Origin of the sequence: Streptomyces sp. DG1A-41, assembly GCF_037055355.1 — a bacterium.
Lineage (GTDB): Bacteria > Actinomycetota > Actinomycetes > Streptomycetales > Streptomycetaceae > Streptomyces.
The window spans coordinates 104,551-126,794 of the sequence record NZ_CP146350.1 but is presented as its reverse complement, the minus strand read 5'-3'; the positions used below and the strand labels follow the sequence as shown (position 1 = coordinate 126,794).

At 70.5% G+C, this 22,244-nt stretch carries 18 protein-coding genes and 1 pseudogene; 12 read left to right on the top strand and 7 right to left on the bottom strand.

Translation table 11 applies throughout. From position 1 onward, the window contains the following. The first annotated feature begins 59 nt into the window (after nt 1-59). From V8690_RS00665 to V8690_RS00655, 3 genes and pseudogenes are all read left to right on the top strand, one after another. Nucleotides 60-749: a lytic polysaccharide monooxygenase gene (locus V8690_RS00665; protein WP_338775339.1), complete on the top strand. Its 690-nt coding sequence runs from the start codon at nt 60-62 to the stop codon at nt 747-749. A 252-nt stretch (nt 750-1,001) separates the two neighbouring features. Continuing rightward, nucleotides 1,002-2,966 carry a DUF1996 domain-containing protein gene (locus V8690_RS00660; RefSeq protein ID WP_338785194.1) on the top strand — a complete coding sequence of 655 codons (1,965 nt, stop codon included), beginning with the start codon at nt 1,002-1,004 and terminating at the stop codon, nt 2,964-2,966. A gap of 179 nt (nt 2,967-3,145) precedes the next feature. Then, nucleotides 3,146-3,903, top strand: a pseudogene (locus V8690_RS00655) (sulfite exporter TauE/SafE family protein); the annotation flags it as partial. 12 nt (nt 3,904-3,915) lie between these two features. On the opposite strand, the gene V8690_RS00650 reads toward V8690_RS00655, so the two are convergent. Next, the gene (locus V8690_RS00650; protein ID WP_338775338.1) at nt 3,916-6,153 is read right to left on the bottom strand and encodes an MMPL family transporter; all 2,238 of its coding nucleotides are present in this window, start codon (nt 6,151-6,153) and stop codon (nt 3,916-3,918) included. Between the two features lie 152 nt (nt 6,154-6,305). After that, nucleotides 6,306-7,271, bottom strand: coding sequence for a DMT family transporter (locus V8690_RS00645; protein ID WP_338775337.1), 966 nt, complete (start codon nt 7,269-7,271; stop codon nt 6,306-6,308). Between the two features lie 326 nt (nt 7,272-7,597). Here V8690_RS00645 and V8690_RS00640 point away from each other — a divergent pair, with 326 nt between their 5' ends. After that, nucleotides 7,598-7,777 (top strand): hypothetical protein, encoded by a 180-nt coding sequence (locus V8690_RS00640; RefSeq protein ID WP_338775336.1) that lies wholly within the window; start codon nt 7,598-7,600, stop codon nt 7,775-7,777. Nucleotides 7,778-7,861: 84 nt separating this feature from the next. On the opposite strand, the gene V8690_RS00635 is transcribed toward V8690_RS00640, so the two are convergent. From V8690_RS00635 to V8690_RS00625, 3 genes are all read right to left on the bottom strand, one after another. Then, on the bottom strand, nt 7,862-8,590 hold the full coding sequence (locus V8690_RS00635; protein WP_338775335.1) for an ankyrin repeat domain-containing protein: 729 nt from the start codon (nt 8,588-8,590) through the stop codon (nt 7,862-7,864). 109 nt (nt 8,591-8,699) lie between these two features. Continuing rightward, nucleotides 8,700-9,392: a GAF and ANTAR domain-containing protein gene (locus V8690_RS00630; protein WP_338785193.1), complete on the bottom strand. Its 693-nt coding sequence runs from the start codon at nt 9,390-9,392 to the stop codon at nt 8,700-8,702. A gap of 130 nt (nt 9,393-9,522) precedes the next feature. Beyond that, the gene (locus V8690_RS00625) at nt 9,523-12,090 is read right to left on the bottom strand and encodes a SpoIIE family protein phosphatase (protein ID WP_338775334.1); all 2,568 of its coding nucleotides are present in this window, start codon (nt 12,088-12,090) and stop codon (nt 9,523-9,525) included. Between the two features lie 148 nt (nt 12,091-12,238). Here V8690_RS00625 and V8690_RS00620 point away from each other — a divergent pair, with 148 nt between their 5' ends. Then, nucleotides 12,239-12,826: a hypothetical protein gene (locus V8690_RS00620; RefSeq protein WP_338775333.1), complete on the top strand. Its 588-nt coding sequence runs from the start codon at nt 12,239-12,241 to the stop codon at nt 12,824-12,826. Between the two features lie 48 nt (nt 12,827-12,874). Here the strand turns inward: V8690_RS00620 and V8690_RS00615 are convergent, their stop codons facing one another. Both V8690_RS00615 and V8690_RS00610 read right to left on the bottom strand, forming a co-directional pair. Continuing rightward, a complete protein-coding gene (locus tag V8690_RS00615; RefSeq protein WP_338785192.1) occupies nt 12,875-13,978 on the bottom strand; it encodes a GNAT family N-acetyltransferase in 1,104 nt (367 codons plus the stop codon). An 812-nt stretch (nt 13,979-14,790) separates the two neighbouring features. Beyond that, entirely contained in the window at nt 14,791-15,348 is a 558-nt protein-coding gene (locus tag V8690_RS00610; protein ID WP_338775332.1) for a DUF3291 domain-containing protein, read from the bottom strand. 617 nt (nt 15,349-15,965) lie between these two features. Here V8690_RS00610 and V8690_RS00605 point away from each other — a divergent pair. From V8690_RS00605 to V8690_RS00575, 7 genes are all read left to right on the top strand, one after another. Then, nucleotides 15,966-16,418, top strand: a complete 453-nt coding sequence (locus V8690_RS00605; RefSeq protein WP_338775331.1) for a hypothetical protein — start codon at nt 15,966-15,968, stop codon at nt 16,416-16,418. 495 nt (nt 16,419-16,913) lie between these two features. Continuing rightward, nucleotides 16,914-17,717 carry a hypothetical protein gene (locus tag V8690_RS00600; RefSeq protein ID WP_338775330.1) on the top strand — a complete coding sequence of 268 codons (804 nt, stop codon included), beginning with the start codon at nt 16,914-16,916 and terminating at the stop codon, nt 17,715-17,717. Further along, entirely contained in the window at nt 17,657-18,184 is a 528-nt protein-coding gene (locus V8690_RS00595) for a BBE domain-containing protein (protein WP_338775329.1), read from the top strand. The genes V8690_RS00600 and V8690_RS00595 overlap by 61 nt, the downstream gene beginning before the upstream one ends. Before the next feature lie 33 nt (nt 18,185-18,217). Then, nucleotides 18,218-18,700, top strand: a complete 483-nt coding sequence (locus tag V8690_RS00590) for a hypothetical protein (RefSeq protein ID WP_338775328.1) — start codon at nt 18,218-18,220, stop codon at nt 18,698-18,700. Nucleotides 18,701-18,722: 22 nt separating this feature from the next. After that, nucleotides 18,723-20,714 (top strand): GMC family oxidoreductase, encoded by a 1,992-nt coding sequence (locus V8690_RS00585; protein WP_338775327.1) that lies wholly within the window; start codon nt 18,723-18,725, stop codon nt 20,712-20,714. Then, nucleotides 20,711-21,883 carry a ferritin-like protein gene (locus V8690_RS00580; RefSeq protein WP_338775326.1) on the top strand — a complete coding sequence of 391 codons (1,173 nt, stop codon included), beginning with the start codon at nt 20,711-20,713 and terminating at the stop codon, nt 21,881-21,883. Before V8690_RS00585 ends, V8690_RS00580 begins: the two co-directional genes overlap by 4 nt. Next, complete coding sequence (locus V8690_RS00575; RefSeq protein WP_338775325.1) at nt 21,880-22,236, top strand: antibiotic biosynthesis monooxygenase; 357 nt, start codon at nt 21,880-21,882, stop codon at nt 22,234-22,236. The genes V8690_RS00580 and V8690_RS00575 overlap by 4 nt, the downstream gene beginning before the upstream one ends. The last annotated feature ends 8 nt before the right edge of the window (nt 22,237-22,244 follow it).

The window sequence follows — 22,244 nt, the reverse complement described above, 5'->3', positions numbered from 1 at the left end:
GCACCCCCACGAAGGCCCATCGAAAGCCCCATAACCCCCACATCCGAAAGAAGGAGATCATGGATTGTCATGGTCATGTCCTTAGGTGTCGTCATGCTCTCAAGGTCCGATCGCGCCTGACGCTCGCCCTGAGCGTGCTGGTCGCCGCGCTGCTGAGCCTGCTCCCGTGGAGCGGCACCGCCGTCGCCCACGGCTCGGTCGTCGACCCGGCCTCCCGCAACTACGGCTGCTGGCTGCGCTGGGGGAGCGACTTCCAGAATCCCGCGATGGCGCAGCAGGACCCCATGTGCTGGCAGGCGTGGCAGGACAACCCCAACGCCATGTGGAACTGGAACGGCCTGTACCGCAACGGATCCGGCGGCAACTTCCAGGCCGTGGTCCCCAACGGCCAGCTGTGCAGCGGCGGACGCACCGAGGGCGGCCGGTACAACTCCCTCGACGCGGTGGGAGCCTGGAAGACGACCGACATCGGCGCCGATTTCACCGTGAAGCTGTACGACCAGGCCAGCCATGGCGCCGACTACTTCCTGGTGTACGTCACACGGCAGGGCTTCGACCCCACCACCCAGCCGCTGACCTGGAACGACCTCCAACTCGTCGCACGCACCGGCAAGTACGCGCCCAGCCAGAACTACGAGATCCCCGTGAGCACGTCGGGCCTGAGCGGCCGGCACGTCGTCTACACGATCTGGCAGGCGTCGCACATGGACCAGACCTACTTCCTGTGCAGTGACGTGAACTTCCGCTGACCTGCGGTTCCCCGCCGGGCCATGGGTCCGGCGGGGGCCGGGTGTTTCGCGGCTTCATGAGAGTTCTCCGAAAATTTTCGAAACACGTGAACACGCCGGTGCTCCCGTACGTACGGGGCGAGGGGATTTTCATGCCCGATACGCCACAAGCGCAGGAGAGCACCCTTGGGACGCAACACGCGAAGACGCCCTACAGGCCCACGGCGCGCGACCTTCGCCGCATTCGCGCTGATCCTGGGCGGAGGCGGCCTGATGGCGGCGAACGTCTACGCCTCGGCCACGGACGGCGGTTCGGACGGTGATCCCGCCCGGACACGGTCCGGCGCGGGGGTCCGCACCGCGGGCGCCACGATCGACTGCCCGGACGTCGGCAGCCGGCTGACCTCGGTCCCCGAGCAGGCGAGGGCCGAGGTCGCCAAGGAACTAGCCCTCCTGGACGAGCAGATCGCCAAGGCCTACCAGCGGCTGAGCGAATCCGCACAGCAGGTGCGGCAGGACTCCGGCTTCGCCGACAACTCCATCATGAACCCGCTGAAGGACAAGCGGGGCGCGGCCATCGAGCGCATCGCGATCGCCATCGACCGCGTGGGGGACCGCCCCGAAGGCCTCGAGGCCCTGGCCGCCTGCGCCGTACGGGACTCGGACAGTCAGGCCCCCGCGCAGGGCGAAGGCCAGGACGGCAACGGCGACCAGCAGCCCGGCCAGGAGCAGAAGCAGGGCGGCCAGGAGCAGGGCGATGGCCAGGGCGGTAACGGCGGACAGGCGGGCAACGGCCCCGTCGCGGCCGACTTCGCGCCCATCACCAGCGTCCAGCCCGACGCCGGCAGCCCGCGCCAGGGGACGAAAGCCTCCCGGGGTTCCTTCGTCACCGACTGCGGTGTGAACGAGAACGGCCTGTTCAACTCCGACAACATCATCGCCGCCCCGGGCGTCACCAACGGCGCCCACCACTTCCACGACTACGTCGGAAACCAGGCCAACAACGCCTTCGCCAGCGACCAGGACCTCGCGAACGCCGGGACGAGCTGCGCCGACCAGGGCGACAAGTCCTCCTACTACTGGCCCGTGCTACGACTCCAGAACGGCGCCCAGGAACAGGACGCCAACTCGCCCGGCGGCGGCATCGAGGGCAACGCCGGCGAGATCGTCACGCCGAAGCAGGTCACGCTGACCTTCGTGGGGAACCCGCGCGCCAAGGTCACCGCCATGCCGCGGCTGCTGCGCATCATCACCGGCGACGCCAAGTCGTTCGTGAACGGCCCGGCCAACGCCAACGCCTCCTGGAGCTGTACGGGCTTCGAGGACCGGCAGCTGAAGGACAAGTACCCGCTGTGCCCGCAGGGCAGCGACGTGGTCCGCACCTTCACGTTCCAGAGCTGCTGGGACGGCCGCAACATCGACAGCGCCAACCACCGCACCCACGTGGCGTTCACGGACGCCGCCGGCAACTGCCCCTCCGGCTTCCGGCCCATCCCGCAGCTGGTCCAGCGCATCGTCTACGACGTCGACGCGCCGAGCCTGGAGGACGGCGGCCGTACGACACCGCTGTTCGCGGTGGACTCCTTCCCGGAACAGCTGCACAAGCCGGTCACGGACCACGGCGACTTCATCAACGTCTTCGACGACGGCCTGATGCGGGAGATGGCCGACTGCATCAACGACGGCCGCACGTGCGGCGCCGGAGCGGAAGCCGAGCCGGGCGACAACCCGGGAGAGGACCCGCAGGAACAGCCGACGAAAACCCCCGAGGCCCCACAGGAGCAGCCCACCCGCACCCCGGCCGCCCCGCAGGACGGCAACGCCGGCGGAAAGCCCGGCGACACGGGCGACGGCGGGAAGGGCGAGGCCGCCGAGCCGCCGGCGACGGGCAAGCCGGCGCCCGAGCCGGAGCAGGGCGGCTCGCCCACGGCCGCGCAGCGCACCGGCGAACCGGAGGTGCTCGCGACGCCCACGCCCGAAGGCGGCACCGCGAACGCCGGTGAGCAGGGCGGATCGGAGGACGATGCCGGCGAGGACACGGACGGCCTCGGCCGGTCCCAGGCCGTCGGAACGGCGACCAGCGCCGCTCCCGCCCCATCGATCCCGTCCCGGAGCGAGCCCCAGGCGGTCGGCAGTGGCGGCCTCGCCGACACCGGCGCCCAGCTCTGGCCGGCCGCGGCGGGCGCCGTCCTGGTCATCGCGGGCTTCGTCGTCCTCCGCCGCGTCAGGCGAGGCTGAGAGACAGCACCGGCACGACCGGCGAACGGCGGCGGGATCCGGACAGGATCCCGCCGCCGTCCGCCGTTCCCGGTCATCCGTCACTCTTCGACGGCCGCCGAACTGATCACCCTCTAGCGTGACCCCATGTACCTCACCAGGAGCGCTGAGCGCGGCAGTGCCGTCGGAGGAGCGGCACTGTGACGCCGGGCGAGATGGCGGCCGTGTTCGCGGCCGGTACGGGCGCGGGCGCCGTCAACGCCGTCGTCGGCTCGGAACGCTGATCACCTTCCCGGTACTGCTCGCCACCGGCCTGCCCCCGGTCACCGCCACGGTGTCCAACGGGCTGGGCCTGGTCCCCGGCTCCATCAGCGCGGCCATCGGCTACCGCGAGGAACTCCGCGGGCAGCGACGCCGCGTCCTGCTGCTCGGCATCGCCGCCGTGCTGGGCGGCCTCGCGGGCGCCGTTCTGCTGCTGACCCTGCCCGAATCGGCCTTCGAGCGGATCGTGCCGGTCCTCGTGAGCCTCGCCCTCGTCCTGGTCGCCTGCCAGCCGCTGATCGCCAAAAGGGTGCGGCGCCGTCGCCCGGCAGGCGGTCCCGGCCACCGTGACGGCGGCCCGCTGCTGGTCACCGGCCTGACGCTCGCCAGCGTCTACGGCGGCTACTTCTCCGCCGCGCAGGGCGTCATCTACGTCTCCCTCATGGGCATGCTGCTCGACGACACGCTCCAGCGGCTCAACGCCGTCAAGAACGTGCTGGCCGCCGTCGTCAACACCGTCGCCGCCGTGCTCTTCGTCTTCTTAGCGGAGTTCGACTGGACGGCCGTCCTGCTGATCGCCGCGGGTTCCGCGCTGGGCGGCCTGATCGGAGCCAGGACGGGCCGCCGCTTCAGCCCCGCCGTCGTGCGCACCCTGATCGTGTCGGTCGGCACCGTCGCCCTGGTCCACCTGGTGCTCCACCTCCACCGCCTACGCCCGTCCCCCCTCGGCGTCGATGCGGGGCAGCACTCGCTCCAGCCACCGCGGAGCCCACCAGGCGTGCCGCCCCAGCAACGTCATCACGGCGGGCACCATGAGCAGGCGTACGACGGTGGCGTCGATGAGCACGCTGACGGCCAGCCCCAGCCCGAGCATCTTGACCACGATGCTGTCGCTGACGATGAACGCGGCGAACACGCTCACCATGATCAGCGCGGCACATGTGATGACCCGGGCCGTGATCTCCAGGGCGTGCGCGACCGAGGCCTTGGCGTCCCCGGTGCGCAGCCACGCCTCGTGGACCCGGGACAACAGGAAGATCTCGTAGTCCATGCTGAGGCCGAAGATGATGGCGAACATCATCATCGGCACATAGCTCTCGATGGGCACCGTGCCGTTGACGCCGAGGGCGGGACCGCCCCAGCCCCACTGGAACACCGCGACGACGACGCCGTAGGAGGCGGCGATCGACAAGACGTTGAGGACGGCGGCCTTCACGGCGACGAGCAGCCCCCGGAACACAGCCAGGATGATCACGAACGCCAGGGCGACCACGACGGCGATGATCAACGGCAGCCGGGAGGCGACGATGTCGCGGAAGTCGACCTGCGCGGCCGTCGTACCGGTGACATACCCCTTGGCGTCCGTGCCCCGGACAGCGTCCGGCAGCGTGGTGTCGACCAGACGGTTGGTCAGGTCCGTCGTCGTGGCGCTCTGCGGGGACCGTGCCGAATAGACCGTGCCGATCAGGACGTCCCCGTCCTGTGTGGGCGTCAGGGGTGTGACGACCGCGGCGCCTTCGACCGAGTCGAGCGTCTGCTGGGCCTTCGAGGCCAGTCCGGAGCGCTGCGAGTCCGGTACGTCCGTCTGGTCGATGACCACGGTCAGCGGACCGTTGGAGCCGGGCCCGAACGCGTCGGTCATCAGGTCGTACGCCCGCCGGTCGGTGTAGGAGGCCGGGTCGGCGCCGTCACCGATGTGGCCGAGCCGGATGGACAGCACCGGGATCGCCAGGACGACGATCACGACGACACCAGCCGCCAGGAACCGCAACGGCCTGCGCTCCACCCGTTGCGCGTACCGGTGCCAGGTGCCCTGCGGTGCGTCACCCGCCGCAGCGTCCGTCTCGGCGACGGGGCGGCGCACCCGGTAGCGGTCGATGTGCCGGCCGAGGAGCCCGAGGAGGGCCGGGACCAGGGTGAGCGCGCCGACGACGGCCGAGACGACGGTGACGGCGGCGGCGAGCCCGAGCTTGGCGATGAAGGAGACCCCGGACGCGGACAGGCCCGCCAGCGCGATGATCACGGTGCAGCCGGAGACGAGCACGGCGCGGCCGCTGGTGCTCGCGGCCTGCCCGGCGGCCCGCACCGGGTCCGCACCGTCGAAGATGTTCTGCCGGTGACGGGTAATCAGGAACAGGGCGTAGTCGATCCCGACACCGAGGCCGATCATCGTGGCCAGGGTCGGTGAGACGGTCGCGAAGGTGAACGCGGCGGCCAGCAGCCCGAGGATGGCCAGTCCGCCGACGACGCTGATCAGCGCGGTCAGCAGCGGGACACCGGCGGCGATCACACTCCCGAACCCGACCAGCAGCACGATGACGGCCACACCGAAGCCGATCAGCTCGCTCACCCTGTCGTCGGAGGCCGGCCGGGCGAGCTCGCCGAGCGGCCCGCCGTACTCCACCTCGGCTCCGGCCGAACGCAGCGGCTGTACGGCGTCGTCGACCCCGTTCAGATAATCGTCGCCGAGGGTCGACGGCTGCACGTCGAATCGGACGGTGATGTAGGCCGTCTTCTCGTCGTCCGACAACGGCCCGACGTTCTGCTGCGACTGACCGGAGGACGTGCCTGAGGCGGAGAGCGGGTTCTGGGCCGACAGAACGTGCGGCAGCTTCTCCAGGTCGGCGACCGTCGTGGACATCTGGGAGCTCAGCGCGGTCAGCGACTGCCGGTCGTCGTGCATCACGATCTGGCTGCTGTAGCCGCCGGCCTGTGGATCGTGCTCCTCGAGCACGTCCAGGCCCTTCTGTGACTGCGCTTGAGGCAGGGTGAAGTTGTCGGAGTACGTGCCCCCGGCCGAGCGGCTGACGATCTGGAGAGCCACCAGTGCCACGAGCCACGCGATGATGACGATCACGAAGTGGCGCGCGCACCATTCGCCCAGCCGCCGCAAAAGACCCGCATGCGCGGCATTCTTGTCTCCTTCACCGGTGCGGGTGTGCGGCATGGACGCGGTCTCCCTGTGTGGCCTGAGACGTTCGATGCCGTCCATTAGATGCGCGAGCGATCACTCCGGCACGTCGGACGCGGCGTCGCCACGCTCTTCGGGCCGGTCGTTCCCCCGGAAGGTGGCCGCCGTGGGTGTGGCTGTTCGCACGATCACTGACGGCCTGCCTCTGCCCGGTCGTGATCACCGTCCTGCTTCGGGGAACGCCATTCGCGGGCCGCCCCCGGTTCGCCCCTCGTGCTCACCGTCCGCGTCAGCGCCCCGGACCCCAGGGCGACGCCGAGGCCGACCAGCGCGCTGCCCGCCGCCTGCGCGAGACCGTAGGAGCCCGTGCCGACGAGCGGTGCGGTGCAGGCGGCCGTGACCGGGATGAGGCCGGAGAACAGGGTGGCGCGTTCCGCGCCGATCCGCTGCATGCCCATGTACCAGCACACGAACCCGACCACCGTGACCACCACCGCCTGCCACAGCAGCGCGGAGGTCTCGACGGCGTCCGGACGCCGCAGCCACCCGGCGCCGTCGACCAGTAGCCCGGCCGCCGCCGACTCCAGCGCGGCGACCGCGCACACTGTGGCGGACAGCAGCCGGGGGCCGAGGGGCCGCAGTACGGGAACGGCGAGCACGGCGAACCCGACCTCCCCCGCCAGGGCGCACACGGAGAAGGCGATGCCCGCGCCGTCGGTGCGCCCCCAGCCCTGGACGGTGCAGGCACCGACGGCCACGAGCAGCGCCCCGTACAGCACCGCCCGTTGGGGCCTGCGCCCGTCCAGGAGGGGCACGAGCACGGCGACCACCACCGGCGCACAGCCCACGAACACGCCCGGAACCGCGGGCTCCGCCGTGCGCTCCGCGGCGATGACGGCCAGGTTGAAACCGACCATGCCGACCGCGGCGAGCAGGGCGAGCCGGACCCACTGACGGGGTGCCAGCGTCCGTAGCCGCGCGGTCGCGCCCTTCCCGGCCAGCGGCACGAGCACCAGACAGGCCAGCCCGTAGCGCAGGAACTGGCCGCCCGCGTACGGGTAGTCGCCCAGGACGCTGTTGGCCGTGAAGGACCCTCCGACGAGGACGCAGGCGAGCGCGGCGAGAAGAGTTCCCCGCGTGGTGGTGGCGTTCATGCCCCCGACGCTAGGCAGCCCGGCGGCCCGGTTGGAGGTCCACTTGCGTGACGCCTTGACGGACCAATCCACCGCCGGGCTGCGCGAGGCCGCGACGGGCAGCCGATGTGGTGGCTGTCGCCGCACACCTTCCAGCTCAGCGGCGGCCGCTTCAGCAGCGGGGCGGCGACAGGGCGGCGTCGAACAGCGCCAGAGGGGAACAGCCGAGCGGAAACTTCGCAGGTCGAACAAGCGACCCCTCGGGAACCATGAGCCCGCCTCGCACGTCAACTCTTTGCCCAGAAAGTCCGATCGGTCGGAGAGACCAGCCGGAGAGGGGAATCGCCGTGGACGACGCGACGTCGCAGCGGAGCAGCGAGGAGGCCGCAGCACGCCAGGCCCGCTTCGGGACGCTCCCGGAGCCGGTGCGCCTGGAAGACATGGTCGAGGAGCGCGCCGCCAGCACGCCCGACCCCGCGCGCACCGCGTACAACCAGGACGAGTGGCTCGTGCGCTACTGCCTGTGAGACGACCCGGACCGTGCGGAGACCGGGGACGGCCTGCCGGGGACGCAGCCGCGCCCCGGGCATCCACCGCGCAGGGTCGTGCCGCTACGAGCGGCTCCGCGCGCCCAGGCCGCGCAGCCACCGCACGACGTCGTCGGCGCCCTGGGCGCGGGCGATGTCGAGCGGGGTCCGGTCGTCGTAGCCGCACCAGTCGATGTCGGCGCCGTGCCGGTGGAGGTACTGCGCGGTGGGCAGGTGACCGCCGTGGCAGGCGCCCCAGAAGGCGCTGGTGATCTCGTCGCGCCCGGGCGGCTCGTCGGCCCCGACGTACGCCTGGACCCGGTCCAGCAAACCGAGCGTGGCGGCGTCCTGGAGGCTGGTGCGGGCGCCGTGCTCGACGAGCCGGTGCGCGGCACGCCACTGGCCGAAGGCGCGGGCGTCGGCGAGCGGTGTGCCGCCGGCGATCACCGCTCCGGGGGCCTCGATGTCGGCCCCGGCGGCAATGAGCGCGTCCAGGGCGGGCACGTCGTTGTTGCTGGCCGCCCAGTGCAGCGGCGTCTCCTCGTGCGCACCGCCGAAGCGGGCGTCGGGATCGGCCCCGGCGGCGACCAAGGCGGTGATCACCTCGGGACCATGGGGATAGTGACCGGGCCAGTCGGTCGCGATGTGCAGCAGACTGCGCGTGCCCTTGCCGTCCTCGTCGTGCTCGGTGATGCGGACGGTGGCCAGACCGGGATGCTCGGTCAGCAGCCCCCTGAGCCCGGGCAGATCGCCGCCCCGGATCGCTTCGGTGACGGCGACGGCCACTGGATCCTGTGACGTGAGGGTCTGCAAGGCCGGCCTCCCGGTCGCCGTCGGTGGCCTGCGATTCTGCCAGCACGGCAGCACACCCGGCCACACCCTTGGGCGGCCCGGCGTGAGGTCGCCGCCCCCACCGCTCCGGTCAGGCCTGGCCGGGGGTCTCGACGCGGACGTGCCGGGCGACGTCACGCAGCTTGATGTTGTGGTGCTGGGAGATGCGGCGCAGCACGTCGAAGGCCTCGTCCTCGTTCAGCCGGTGGCGTTCCATGAGGATTCCCATGGCCTCACCGATGGCGTGCCGGGTCTCCAGGGCGTGCTCGAGCTGGTCGACGGTGCGGGCGGTGGCCAGCGCGACGGCGGCATGAGAGGCGAGCAGCCAGCCCGCGGCCTCGATGTCCTTGCCGAAGGCCCCCGGCCGACGCGAGTAGAGGTTGAGCGCGCCGAAGTCCTCCTGGCCGGTGTAGAGCAGCACACCGGTCATGCTGCCGATCCCGAGGTCGCGGGCCGCCTGGGAGAACCGCGGCCAGGACGGCTGCGGCTTCGTCATGTCGGCGATACGGAACAGCCGCTCGCCGTCCACGCGCCGGGCCGCGTCAAAGCACGGTCCCTCGCCCAGCTCGCCCTGCAACCGGTCGGACTCCTCGACCATGTCGCCGCACACGGAGAGCGTCATGGCCCGGCCCTTGGACACCGCCAGTATCCCGGCCGCGTCACAGCCCTCGACCAGCTTCACCGCGGCTGCCGCGATCTCGTCCAGCGTCGCCTGCACCGAATCCTGCGCCACCAGATCGCGGGCCAGCATGGCCATCTGCTCGGCGTACCGCTGCCACTCCACCGCCACCACCGCCTCGCTCACCCGTCTCGCCCACCGTACCCCGCACCGCGCCGCCCACGCCGATCGCGCGAGGCGGGAGACCTGCGAGACGCCGGGGCGTCGGGTGTGGACATCCGGGCGGCCCGGCCGCTCAGCGATACGCCGTCAGCAGCAGAGCCACGTCGTCGGGCCGCTCCCGGGCGCGGCGCGCCGTCCGTACCAGCCGGTCGGCGAGATGCTCCACCGAGTCCGCCGGGGTGTCGGCAAGGCAGCGGCGGACCTCCTCGATGCCCGCCTCGATGTCGCTGCCGGGCTGCTCCACGAGCCCGTCGGTGTACAGCGCGAGGACGCTGCCGGGAGCCATCGCGAGCGCCGTGACGGGGTAGACCGCGTCGGGCTGCACCCCCAGCATGACGCCGCCCGCCAGATCCAGCGTCTCGGCGTGCCCGTCGGGATGGCGCAGCAGCGGCGGGGGATGCCCGGCCCGCACGGCGAACGCCCGCCCCGTACGCGGGTCCAGCTCGATGTAGCAGCAGGTGGCGAAGACGTCCGCCTCCAGCTCGGCCAGGTGCCGGTTGGTGTGCGTGATGACCTCCTGTAGCGGACGCCCGCTCGCCGCGAAGGCGTGCACGGCGCTGCGCAGCTGGCCCATCACCGCGGCGGCGCCGACACTGTGGCCCTCGACGTCCCCGATGACCAGGGCCACCCCACGCCCCGTGGTGATCACGTCGTACCAGTCGCCGCCGATGGCCATGCCCTGGGTGCCGGGCAGATAGCGGCCGGTGGTGCGCAGCCCCTCGACATCGGGCAGCCGGCGCGGCAGCAGCCCCTCCTGGAGACCGCGGGCGACGGCGGACTCGGCGTCGTACAGCCGCGCCCGCTCCAGCGCCTGCGCGGCCAGACCGCTCAGCGCGGTGAGCGCGGAACGCTCGTCGGCGGTGAACCGGTGCGGGGTTTCCCAGCCGAGGATGCACGAGCCGACGGGATGCCCCGAGGCGATCAGCGGCAGGAACGACCAGGCGCTCATACGGTCCAGGGCGATGCCCGGGTAGGCGACGGAGAGCTCCTCGGGCGACTCGAAGAAGAGCGGCAGCTGCGTGGTCAGCGCGTGCACGCCGGGCAGTTGCGTGTCGAGGGTGACACCCTCGAACGGCGCGAGGAAGCCCTCCGGGTAGCCCGACTCCCACAGCAGGTACATCCGGCCCTCGCGGACCGTGTACAGGGCGAGCTCCCGGACGCCGAACGCGGGCAGAAGCTGCTCGGAGACGGCCCGGCACACATCCTCGACGGTGACCGCCTGGGTGAGCACGCTCGCCATCTGCACCACGTGGTACAGCGCCCCGGCACGCGCCGCGGCGACCGGCCCGGGCGGCGGCGCCACAGCCTCAGCCCGCGACACGGGACCGGCGGCAAACCCGGCGTCGCGCGCCGCCTCGGCCCCGGTGGGCGGGCCGGTCGGATGGACGCGGCCCGTCAGTCCGTGCACATCCGGATACAGCACGAAGCTCAGCCAGTTCCCGGCGGGATGCCGCACGAGGAACGACACCTGCTCCTGTGACAGCATCGCCGCCCGGTAGCGGTCCTCGTACGCGGGATCCCGGAGCCAGGTGATCACCTCCCACGGACAGCGGCCCAAAAGGGCTTCCCGGCCGCCGCCCAGCAGTTCCTCGCAGCGGCGGTTGGCGTACGTCAGGCGGCCGTCCTGGTCCAGCGAGAAGAGACCGTCGGGCAGCCGCTCGGCGGCCTCGGCCGCCGTGAGCCCGCTGACCGCGTCGACGAGGGCCCCCACCAGGATCCGGTCGGAACCCGTGCCGCCGAGATGCCCCCACAGCTCGACGGGCCGGTAGCTGACCTCCTCGTCGCCTTTGGAGTCGTCCCGCACCCGGAAGTGCCGGGACCTGACCCGGCCGAGCATGAGCGCGTCGTGCCGACTCGCCCGCAGTTCGTGCAGGTCGTCGGAGCTGACACGGGCCTCGATGTCCGCCATCGTGCCGCCGAAGTCCGCCCGGTCGATGCCGAGCAGGGCGAGGGCCTCGTCGTCCGCCGTGCACCGGTCGCTGTCCAGATCCCAGTCGATGAGACCGACCCGGACGGGGTGGACGGCGGGCGTGGGCAGCCGCACGCCGACCGGTTCGCCGTCGTACTCGACGCGGTACGCCGCGGAGCCCGTGCCCGGCCGGCCGGCGGCGAGGCGGGTGAGACGCTCCTCCAGGGCCTTCCCGGCGGGGCGCAGCGCCGGCTCCACAGCGTCGGCGTCCATCGGCGACCGCGCGGCCGAACGCAGCACCACCAGCACACCCACGACCTCCCCGCCGGCCCGGACGGGCTGGTAGGCCGAGCCGAAGGAGTACGGCAGCCCGGCGGTGAAGTGCGGGAAGCGCACCATGGTGGCGCGCTCGTCCGGCAGCCACAGGGTCTCGTTCCGCCGGTAGGCCTCCGCCATGGGCAGCGCACCGCCCACCGGCACCCGCCACCAGGTTTTGAGCAGTGACCGGGGCACCCCGGTCACCATCGCGAGCACGAGCGAACGCCGGTCGCGGGAGCGCAGGTAGACAAGCCCGCCGTAGCCGCTGAGGTCCCGCACGGCCTCGATCAGCGGACCGGCCAGGGCATCCTCGATCCGGCCGGTGTCCCAGGTACGGACCCGGCGGTCACCACCGCCCCGGCTCCGGCCCTCGGGTGACCGCGGCCCGTCCGGTACGGCGGTTGCCTCATCCATGTCGCGTCCTCCCGGTACGGACGCACCGGAGCCCATCGTTCCCCACCAGGATGTGCCATGGTCGGCGCTCCGGCGCGGTGAGTGCAACCTTTCGGTCCGTCCGGCCGTCTCACCCGATATCAGCAACATACGAGCCTCGGGGGCGGTAATGGTACGAATCGGAACAGCATGCGCGACTCTCGCGCTCGTGGGCGCCACGGTGGGAGTGGCGGCGGCCCCGGCCGGTGCCGCACCGGGCGCCGCCCAGGCCGCCGCCCGGGCCACGGCCTGCCCGACCGGCTGGGGGAGCCTGCCCAAGACCGACACCAGCGGCACGCTCGCGCCGGTCAGGGACATCCGGACCGGCCGTCACGCCTGCTTCGACCGGATGGTCATCGACCTGCCGGGCGCGGGCGGCGACGTCGGCTACTCGGTCCGCTACGTCGACCGGCTCCACCAGGACGGATCCGGCCGGCACATACCCGTGGCCGGTGGAGCGGTCCTCGAGGTACGGGTGGCCGCGCCCGCCTACGACCCGGAGACCGGCGCCGCCACGTATCCCGGCCGGGTGGCGCGCCCGCTGCCGGGCGTGGACCTCACCGGCTACCGCACCTTCCGGGACACCCGGTTCGCCGGCAGCTTCGAGGGCGAGACGCAGATCGGGCTCGGCGTCCGCGCCCGGCTGCCCTTCCGGGTGGTGCAGCTGGACGGCCGCGTCATCGTGGACGTCGCCCACAGCTGGACCGCCACGAGGTGACCGCGGTGCGCCCGGTTCCCCGGAGCCGGGCGCCCGGACCGGCCGGTCTCAGTGACCGCGCAGCCGCCCCACTCCCTCCAGCGTCCGTGCCGTCGCGCCCGCCAGGTGGGGCCGGTTGCGCACGAAGCGACGGGCGGCCCGCCCGGGCTCCCGGCCCAGCCAGTGGACGGCCCCGCCCGGCACAGGCCGTACCACCACCCCCTCGTACACCCGCAGGTCACGGGTCTTGAGCGAGTCCTTGTAGCGGGCCGGACCGCTCCCCAGGTCGACCGTCTCGACTCCGTCGGCCGCCGCGGCCTCCAGCATCTTCAGCTGGAGCACGAGGCCGGGGGAGTACTTGGCGTAGTCGCGGTCGTACGCCGGGAACCACCAGGACAGCACCGTGCGCGAGCGCAGACCGAAGTGCGCGGCCACGGGCCGGTCCGCCGCGTACAGCACGGACAGCACGCCACGGCACTCCGGTTCCTCGCTCCTCCCGAGCAGCCTCACCAGCCGGGTGATCCACTCCTGCGCGAACCGGTCGCGCCGGCCGGTCCGCCGGTACTGCGCCGACTTCCATTCCATCAGCGCCCGCAAGGCGCCCGGGTCCCGGGCGTCGTACGAGAACCGCACCTCGCCGACCTGCCGGGCCAGCCTGCGTTCCTTGGCCAAAGTCTGTCTGAGGAAGCTGGGTGACTTCGCGCGCAGCCGCTCCGTGTACCGCTCGAACCCCTCGCCGATGTCGACGACCGGGGACGCGAGCTCCTCGACCGCGTGCGGCACGAACGCCCCCTGGCCGGCCTCGAGGTTGTCGAACTCCCAGGACGACAGCCCGCAGGCCCGCAGCAACCTGCGGGCGTCGAGCCGGATCCCCGGGCGTAACACGGCCCCCTGACTGTCGGACACACCGAGCCCGATGGCCCGGCCCTGCCCCAAGGGGCCCCTCTCGTACGGGAAGAACCCGACCGGGGAGCCGTCGTCGTGCAGCACCGCCACTCTGGCCGCGGGCCTGACCTGCCCCACCGCCGTCGTGAACACCGGGTCGAGAAAAGGATTCGCCGGGACTCCGGACTCCGTCCGTATCTCCCGCCACATCTTCTGGTCGGTCGGGTTCAGTTCGTCCGGCTTCAGGATCAGAACGCGTTTTCTGGGCAACTCCGCCTCCTGTGTCATCGGCATGGGGACACACGAAGACCTGCACATGACCGCGTACCGGCACCAGGCAGTACTCGGGCCGCACGGCGCAGGCCCTTGTCGGTACTGCCGTCACTCAGCAACGAAACGTCTGTAGCACCACGGCGTTGGGGGGTACAACCGTCCCCGGGCGCCGACCCGTTCGCACCGCTCGGACGTCCGTACCGCCCCGGTCCAAGACGGGCGCACCGGTCACCACGGCGCCCGCCCGGGCCGCGCCCGCCGCCCTCGGCGTCCGTGCCGCCGCCCGCCGGACCGACGGCTCCTCCCCGCATGGACAGGGCTCCCCGGCCCTTTCGGCCTCGGTGCCCGAAGCCGCCCCCGGCTCCACCGCATCCACTGCCGCCGTGACCGCGGCGGCCTCCGCCGCGCGCCCGCCCTGCGCGAGCCCCGGCGCGACGAGATGCAGCAACAGGCACGCCATCAGGCCCACCGCCGCTGCCCATCGTCGCCGCACCATCAGACCCCTGACCTGCGTCTCGGTGGGGGAGGACGGAGCGATTCGACCCACCGGGCAGGCGCCGGACCAGACCCCCGACACGGCCGGCTTCGCCTTCCAGTAGCGCCGAGCACATCCCGCCCCGTCAAGCCCTTGTGAGCCGATTCGCCCCCGCTCGGCCAATTGTTGCCGCATTCCATCGGAAAGCGCTGTCGGCAATCGCCCACTCTCCTGTGGTGCCGGGTCAGTTGCAGCCCGGCACGCTCAGCACCTCGCCCGCCCTCGGCGCCCGGATGTCGAGGGGTGCGTCGGAGTCGCTGAAAGAGGTGGTGGTGTCGTTCAGGCTTCCTTGTCAGTGAACCTGGGCGCTCTTCGGCCCGATGTCTTTGATCCTGGTCGGAGTTCCGTCCGGGGCGAACGAGTGGTGGAAGGTGAAGGCGTGCGGCGCGGGGCCGTGGTCGTGGAGGTGCTCCAGTCTGGAAACCCCGTCCTGCCAGGTGGGTATCACGCCGTCGGCGACCCACCAGAACACGTAACTCGGGTGCCCTGTCCTCTCGAACCAGTCATAGCGCCTGTTGAGCGCCTCACGGTGCAGACCGGCGTAGACGGCGTCGAAGGCGGGGCGCAGGTCGGTCCAGAGTGAGAGGGTCGCGGCCAGGGCGGTGGTTTCCACAGTACGGCCCTTGCCGTACCACGTCGGTACGGCGAACTCTCCCCATGCACCCCAGTCCGCCTCGAAGAGCATGCCCCGGTCGCCGTCTGCCGCTTCAGCACGCGCGAGGTATCCGGGCTGCTGGCCGATCTTCCCGTAGACGGCCTCACCCATGTCGTAGAACTCGCGCGTGAGGGGTGCGGGATCGGCGAGAGGTGACTTCAGGACGCCGAACGTGTACAGCGCAAGATGGGGCATGCGTCTCCCTTGTCGAGGGTGCCTGGTGTGGACCCGGTTCGGTGGCTTGGGCATGGGGGCGAGGATTCGTGGGGCGTGACCACCTCATCCCGTCGCGGGTGGCTCAGCCTGGGGGAACTCCTGTGCGACCGTGGGCGATCGCCGAAGACCAGGTGAAGGTAGCTGCCTCTGCGGGTCATGTCGAAGTTGCGTTTTCCCTGTCCGAGTGGCCTCTGGCACCGGTCATTGCGGGGGCTGGGGCGGGACAGGCTGCGGGTACCAGTGATCCACTCCGGCCGATCGGTTCGCCCGCCGTGCCCGTCCGCACCCCGTGTCCGATAGCCTCGAGTGCCGCCGAACGCGTGCGGTTGAAGAAGATGGCCTACGGCCACAAGACCGAGCACCGGCTGCGGGTGCGTGCACAGGTGGTGCCGCATGCCGCGCGTGGACGCTCCAAACGTATGCATCGCCCGGGAGACGGGGCTGCATTTGGACACCGTGCGCCGCAGGCGTGGCCGGTTCACCCAGGTCGGGCCTGCTCGGGCCCGAAGACCGTGCACGCTGTAGCCGTCCCGCCTCGTTCACACCGCTGCAGGCCGCCGCGGTCAAGGCGCCGGCCTGCCGGCTGCCTGTCGAGAGTGCAGTACCGCTCTCACGCTGGTCGTGTCCGGCTGAAGGCCGCCTGGGTGCTGGACCTGTACGCCCGCACCTGGCAGGGCGAACAGCTCGGCGATGACGAGTACGTGATCAGCGCGGACGAGAAGACCTCCATCCAGGCCCGGTGCCGCTGCCACCCCACCCTCGCCCCCGGCGAGGCCAGGGCGATGCGCGTCAATCCCACCTACGAGGCGGTGCCCTGGCCTGCCTCGCCGCCTACGACGTCCACGCCACGAAGGTGTTCGGCCGCACCGGAGAACGCACCGGCATCGTCCCGTTCATACCTGGCTGCCCAGGTCATGAGCCAGGAACCCTACGCAAGCGCCAAGCGCGTGTTCTGGATCGTCGACAACGGCTCCTCCCATCGCGGTCGGATGGCGGCCGACCGGCTCACCGCGGTGTTCCCGAACACGGTCAACTGTGGCCTGAAGTAGGCCAGTCAGGAGAATGCTGACGCCTCCGGGCACTTCCGGTGCCGCTTTTCGCACATGCGTTCCCTGATGTCAAAATTCGGCTCCGGACTCCGCGGGGCCGTGGGTGAGCACGGGGCTTGCGACTCGATGGGCAGCGGCGACAAGTCAGGCCGCGGCGGCACGCTTGTGGGGGCTTCCGCCACGTCTGGGACACGACGAACCGGTGGTCGTCTGCCGTACGCATGGGGCCTGCTAGACGCAGTCGGCCCTGGGGGAGGGCCGGCCCCCACCCTGCGGGACCGGCTCTCGTTCCCCGGTGTGACCTACCGGATCACCGGCAGTGGGTTTGGGACCCGGGGGCGCTGCTGCGGGCGAGTGAATGTCACTGCTCCGCGCACACCTTCCCGTGCCGTTCATCCGTGCACGTCCGCGGCCCTTTCGTTGCCTCTCGCATATGCCAAAGGTATGCAGGAGAACACGATTACTTTCACTCTCTTTGGTGTGAATGAGGAGGGTATGGCAATTGATCTGAAACAAAAGGCGATCGACCCCGATATCGAGATCCCGCCGACCCGCAACACGAAGGAGGCCGTGACGGCCGTCCTCAAAGACCTCCAGGGCAACATCCTCAAGAGCCATGGGCGTGACCCCAGCCGCCATCTGATCATCACCTTCAAGACCGACACCCCCGAGCAGCGAGGGAAGGCCCGGTCTTTCCTCACGGGCCTGGTCGAGTTCAACCTGGTCACCTCGGCCCTGCAGCAGTGGCACGAGGCGCAGGCGCACCGGGACGTGAAGGAGACCATCCGCGGCAACGGCGCGATCGCGGACGAGGACGTCACGGCGCTGCTCAAATCCGTCAGCGAGACCTTCGTCGGCGTGATGCTCTCGGCCGACGGCTACCGCGCCCTCAGGCTGGACGAGTACATGCCCGACGACCCCTCCTTCCTCGTCGGCGCCAAGGCGGGCGTGGACGTCCTGAAGGACGCGCCGGTGACGCGGTGGGAGGAGAACTTCCAGGGCACCCTCCACGCCCCCGTCATCGTCGCCGACGACGTCACGGAGCGTCTGGAGGTCCTCCCTATGGGTACGCCGGCCTCCAGCCCGACCCCGCCGAGCCCACCCGGCGCATTCCCTCCTTCCGGATCACGCCGGTGTTCAACGGCGCCTACGCCGACGGCATCGACCTGCTCCAGCCGATGCTCCGGCTCAACCCCTTCGAAGCGCAGCTGCACTCGGTGCCGCTGCCGGCGCTGGAGATGGCCATCGGCCGCTCCACCCTGGTCGGCGACCGGCTGGCCTACATCCGCTCGGGGATGATCGGAGACGAGGGCTGGAACGCGGACATGATCAAGGCCGTTCAGGAGGCCATGGCCGCCGCGCCCTCGCCCGACAGCTTCGTGGTGTGGACCCACGGTCTGGGCAAGGTTCTCAAACCGGACTGCACCGACCTCGGCCCGTACCCGCACCGCGACAAGCGCTACATCTTCGAGCTCAAGTCCATCTGGAACGACCCGGCCGACACCCGGGCCGACGTCGAGTGGGCCTACGACTTCGGCGAGGCACTCAGCTCCCGGTTCCACGGCGCCTGCGTCAACTACATCGACCCGCTCCAGAAGGACTGGGCCAAGGCCTATTACGGCGACAGCCTGGACCGGCTCCGCAAGATCAAGAAGGAAGCCGATCCCACGGACTTCTTCCGCTTCCAGCAGTCCGTCGACTCCACCTTCGAGCCGGACCTCTCCCGCCCGCTGGACCTCAGCCCCCTCAGCCGCACCTTCGTCTGACCCACCCCCTCACCCCCGCACGGGAGTACTCGTATGGGCAACAGCACGTCACCCCCCACCCCGAAACAGATCTTCACCGACCTCTCCGTCGAGCTCACCGGCTTCGACCGGGCGGAGCTGGCGGGCACCGGCATGATCGACACGTACTACGACACGCTGCTGCGGATGATCGGCGAACGCGAGGCCGGACAACTGCTGCGGTACGCGAGCGACGCGCTCACCGCGGACCAGCAGACCAAGAACGGCGCGGCCCTGAAGAGGGACGTGATCGACAGCCCACGCTTCGGGCCCGTCGTGGTCAGCCTGATCAAGCTCTGGTACCTCGGCCACTGGTATCCGCTCAGCGGCGCCTACCGCGATCTCCACGGGGCGACCGCGGACGACGTCGAGCACGTCATCTCCAGCCAGGGCTACCGCGAGGGCCTGGTCTGGGTCGCCGCCGGAGCCCACCCGATGGGCGGCAAGCCCCCGGGCCACGGCTCCTGGGCCGAACCGCCGTCCCTGCTGACCCCCTGACCCCCGACCCCGAGGAAGAGCCATGAGCAACCCCGCTTCCCCCGACTACGACCTGGTCATCGTCGGCGGCGGTATCTCCGGGGCCGTCGTCGCCAAGACGGTCATCGAACAGGCCGCCAGGAAGAAAAAGTTCCCCCGCATCCTGATCCTGGAGGCCGGCCGGGCCACCGCCCTGAGCGCCGACAAGTACGACACCTATGTGGAGGCGTACCACGAGGCGCTCGCCAAGGTCCCCAACTCCCCTTATCACGCGAGCAGTTCGGCTCCGCAGCCGGACGTGCTGGACATCAGGAAGCTCAAGGACACCGAGGGCAAGCCGAAGATCAGCGACCAGGGCTACTTCGTCCAGAAGGGCCCGATGCCCTTCGGCAGCGACTACGCCCGCTCACTCGGCGGCACCACACTGCACTGGCTGGGCACCACTTTGCGGATGCTGCCCAACGACTTCAGAATGAGCAGCAACTACGGCAGGGGCGTCGACTGGCCGATCGACTACGACACCCTCAAGCCGTACTACGAGCGGGCCGAGTGGGACATCATCGGCGTCGCCGGCGACGTGGAGCACCAGTACTACCCCATCGACGGCCTCGACCAGTACTTCCGGAGCAGCGACCCGAAGAAGACCCGGGACGGGAAGTACATCTTCCCGATGGAGGAGATCCCCTCCAGCTACCTCGACCAGTACATGGCGAAGTACGCCGACGACATGACGATCACACTGCCCTGTATGGACCCGGGTGAACCGGACCACGAGTTCGCCATCCGGATCAGCAACACGCCGGTCGCCCGCAACTCCACCCCGACCACGACGGACTACCGGATCGTCGGCGCCGCGGGGAACGCCGACCGCGGCCAGCGCTGCGAGGGCAACTCCAGCTGTATCCCGATCTGTCCGGTCCAGGCCAAGTACAACGCGCTCAAGACGCTGTACGAGCTGATCGTCAAGTACCCCTACGAATTGAAGGAGAACGAGAAACCCGGGACCCGGGCCAGGGTCGCCGTCCAGAGCCAGTCCGTCGCCATGGAGGTGATGCACGCCAAGGGAGCGGAGACGGAGCGGGCAAAGGTCACCGGCCTCAGGTACAAGAGGTACTACGACGACGGCACCGGACCGACGGAGCACACGGTGACCGCCCGCACCTACGTCCTGGCCGCCAACGCCATCGAGAACGCCACCCTGCTGCTTGCCTCCGGCAACGCCGCCAACAGCAGCGACCAGGTCGGCAGGAACCTGATGGACCACCCGTTGCTGCTCACCTGGGGCCTGCTGCCGGAGAACGTCGGCGCCTTCCGGGGCCCCGGGTCCACCTCCGGCATCCCCACCTTCCGCGACGGCACCTTCCGCGACCAACACACCGCCTTCCGCGTGGAGATCGGCAACTGGGGCTGGAACTTCCCGGAGAACGCGCCGTACGTCACCGTCCTCGACCTCGTCGGCGGCGGCAACGACGGCAAGGCGCAGCTCTACGGCAAGGCGCTGCGCAAGCGGCTCGGCGAGATCCTGCCCCGCCAGTTCCGGATCGCCTGGGAACTGGAGCAGGACCCCGAGGCACGCAACCGGGTCACCGTCGACGACCACTACAAGGACGCGCTCGGCAAACACCGGCCGGTCATCGAGTACGACCTGTCGGACTACGTGAAGGCGTCGCTGCCCTGGGCGGCGGAGGCCAGCAGGCAGTTGTTCGCGCGGCTGGGCATGACGGAGAAACGCCGGCGCCCTCACTACGAGACCGGCGACTACACGTACTACACACCGGACGACGCGGCTGCCGTCACCTACCAGGGCACGACCTACTGGGTGCGCGGTGCGGGGCACGTCGTCGGTACCCACCGGATGGGCGACGACCCGAAGACCTCGGTCGTCGACAGCCACCAGCGCAGCCACGACCTGCCCAACCTGTTCATCGCCGGCTGCGGCAGCATGCCGACGCTGGGCACCTCCAACCCGACGCTCACCATGACCGCCCTGGCCCTCCGCACGGGTGACGAGATCGCCGAGGAGCTGAGCAAGTGACCACGCCCAAGAAACCGGAACCGATCAAGGACATCGCGGAGCTCAAGGCCCTCCTGCAGCTGGCCGTCGGCCTGGAGCTCAGCACCATCCCCGTCTACCTCACCGCCCTCTACTCGATCAAGGACGGCACCAACACCGACGCGGCGCAGACGATCCGCAGCGTGGTCATGGAGGAGATGCTCCACATGGCGCTCGCCGCCAACGTCCTCAACGCCCTCGGGGAGGCGCCGAGCGTCAAGCCCGTCGACTTCCGCGGCCACAAGGGTCTGAAGCCGGTCCCCGAGTATCCGCTCAACAACCCCCTGATCTCCGGCATCGGCGAGCTCGCGCTGCGCCCCCTCACGCGCGTGGCCGTGGACAGCTTCGTCAGGATCGAGCACCCGTTCCATGGTGCGGCCGCGGTGAGCGCCATCAGGTGCGCCGAGAACAGCTACCCCACCATCGGCGAGTTCTACGAAGCGATCAGGACCGCGCTGGAAGAGAAGTGCAAGGACCGGGACTTCAGCGCCACTCGCCAGGTGAGGGCAACGGAGTACTACGGCGGCGCGGGCCAGGTCATCGAGGTGAAGGACCGCAAGACCGCGGTGGCGGCCATCCACAAGATCATCGACGAGGGTGAGGGGCTGCCGGAGGGCAAGCTGGAAGAGCAGGCCAAGAAGGTCACCGACGAGGACAGGCTCAACTCCGGCTGGCAGATGTACTCCCATTACGCCCGCTTCCGGGAACTCCAGACCGGCCGCCGCTTCCGCACGGACCAGAAGGCCGGGGACGAGCCGAAGGGCTCCCTGCTCCTGGCCGACTACGACGCGGTCCACCCCGCGATGTTCGTCCAGCGCAACGGCGCCACCACGGGCGGCCCCGAGGGCGCCGCGCTGAACGAGTTCGACCTGGCGTACTCGCAGCTCGTTGACGACCTCTATCTCGCCTTCGCGGGCGGGCAGAAGAAGGTCAAGGACAAGCTCGCCCCCAACGGTGAGAGGACCGGCGACCCGCTGCCGCTCGCCGTGCACGGCATGTACGCGCTGAAGAACAGGGCGGTCGCGCTGATGCGCACACCGAACCCCGCTAACCCGGCGCACACGCTGTGCCCCCGCTTCTTCTACGCGAACGCCGAGGACCGGAAGAAGCTGCAGGACGAGATCAACCACTGGAAGGGCCAGACCAGATGATCTGCATCCTCACGAAGTGGTGGCACGCCGAAGGCCGGCGAGAGGAGGCGGTCACGGCGCTGGAGGAACTGGTGCTGCAGGTGAAGAAGTACGAGCCCGACACCTCCATGTACTGCCTGCACACCTCCATCGTGGACGGCTCCAAGCCCCCGCCTCCCGCGAACGAGGTGATCTTCCTCGGCGCCTGGAAGGACCGCAAGGCGTTCGACGACCACCGCACCGGCCCGGTCTTCACGAAGTGGCTGGCGGACAACCTCGAGCTCTTCGTGCAGAACGACGGCAGGCTCTACGTCAGCGCGGAGTTCGCCGACCGCTTCGCCGGCTTCGTCCGCAGCGAGGCGATCGGCAGCTGAGCCGGCGG

Bases quoted from the DNA above. Each gene is read 5' to 3' on its own strand.
- V8690_RS00585 (WP_338775327.1), top strand. From the start codon at position 18,723: ATGAGCAACCCCGCTTCCCCCGACTACGACCTGGTCATCGTCGGCGGC.
- V8690_RS00650 (WP_338775338.1), bottom strand. From the start codon at position 6,153: ATGCCGCACACCCGCACCGGTGAAGGAGACAAGAATGCCGCGCATGCG.
- V8690_RS00595 (WP_338775329.1), top strand. From the start codon at position 17,657: ATGGCCATCGGCCGCTCCACCCTGGTCGGCGACCGGCTGGCCTACATC.
- V8690_RS00660 (WP_338785194.1), top strand. From the start codon at position 1,002: ATGGCGGCGAACGTCTACGCCTCGGCCACGGACGGCGGTTCGGACGGT.
- V8690_RS00615 (WP_338785192.1), bottom strand. From the start codon at position 13,978: ATGACACAGGAGGCGGAGTTGCCCAGAAAACGCGTTCTGATCCTGAAG.
- V8690_RS00665 (WP_338775339.1), top strand. From the start codon at position 60: ATGGATTGTCATGGTCATGTCCTTAGGTGTCGTCATGCTCTCAAGGTC.
- V8690_RS00600 (WP_338775330.1), top strand. From the start codon at position 16,914: ATGGCAATTGATCTGAAACAAAAGGCGATCGACCCCGATATCGAGATC.
- V8690_RS00575 (WP_338775325.1), top strand. From the start codon at position 21,880: ATGATCTGCATCCTCACGAAGTGGTGGCACGCCGAAGGCCGGCGAGAG.
- V8690_RS00590 (WP_338775328.1), top strand. From the start codon at position 18,218: ATGGGCAACAGCACGTCACCCCCCACCCCGAAACAGATCTTCACCGAC.
- V8690_RS00625 (WP_338775334.1), bottom strand. From the start codon at position 12,090: ATGGATGAGGCAACCGCCGTACCGGACGGGCCGCGGTCACCCGAGGGC.
- V8690_RS00645 (WP_338775337.1), bottom strand. From the start codon at position 7,271: ATGAACGCCACCACCACGCGGGGAACTCTTCTCGCCGCGCTCGCCTGC.
- V8690_RS00610 (WP_338775332.1), bottom strand. From the start codon at position 15,348: ATGCCCCATCTTGCGCTGTACACGTTCGGCGTCCTGAAGTCACCTCTC.
- V8690_RS00620 (WP_338775333.1), top strand. From the start codon at position 12,239: ATGGTACGAATCGGAACAGCATGCGCGACTCTCGCGCTCGTGGGCGCC.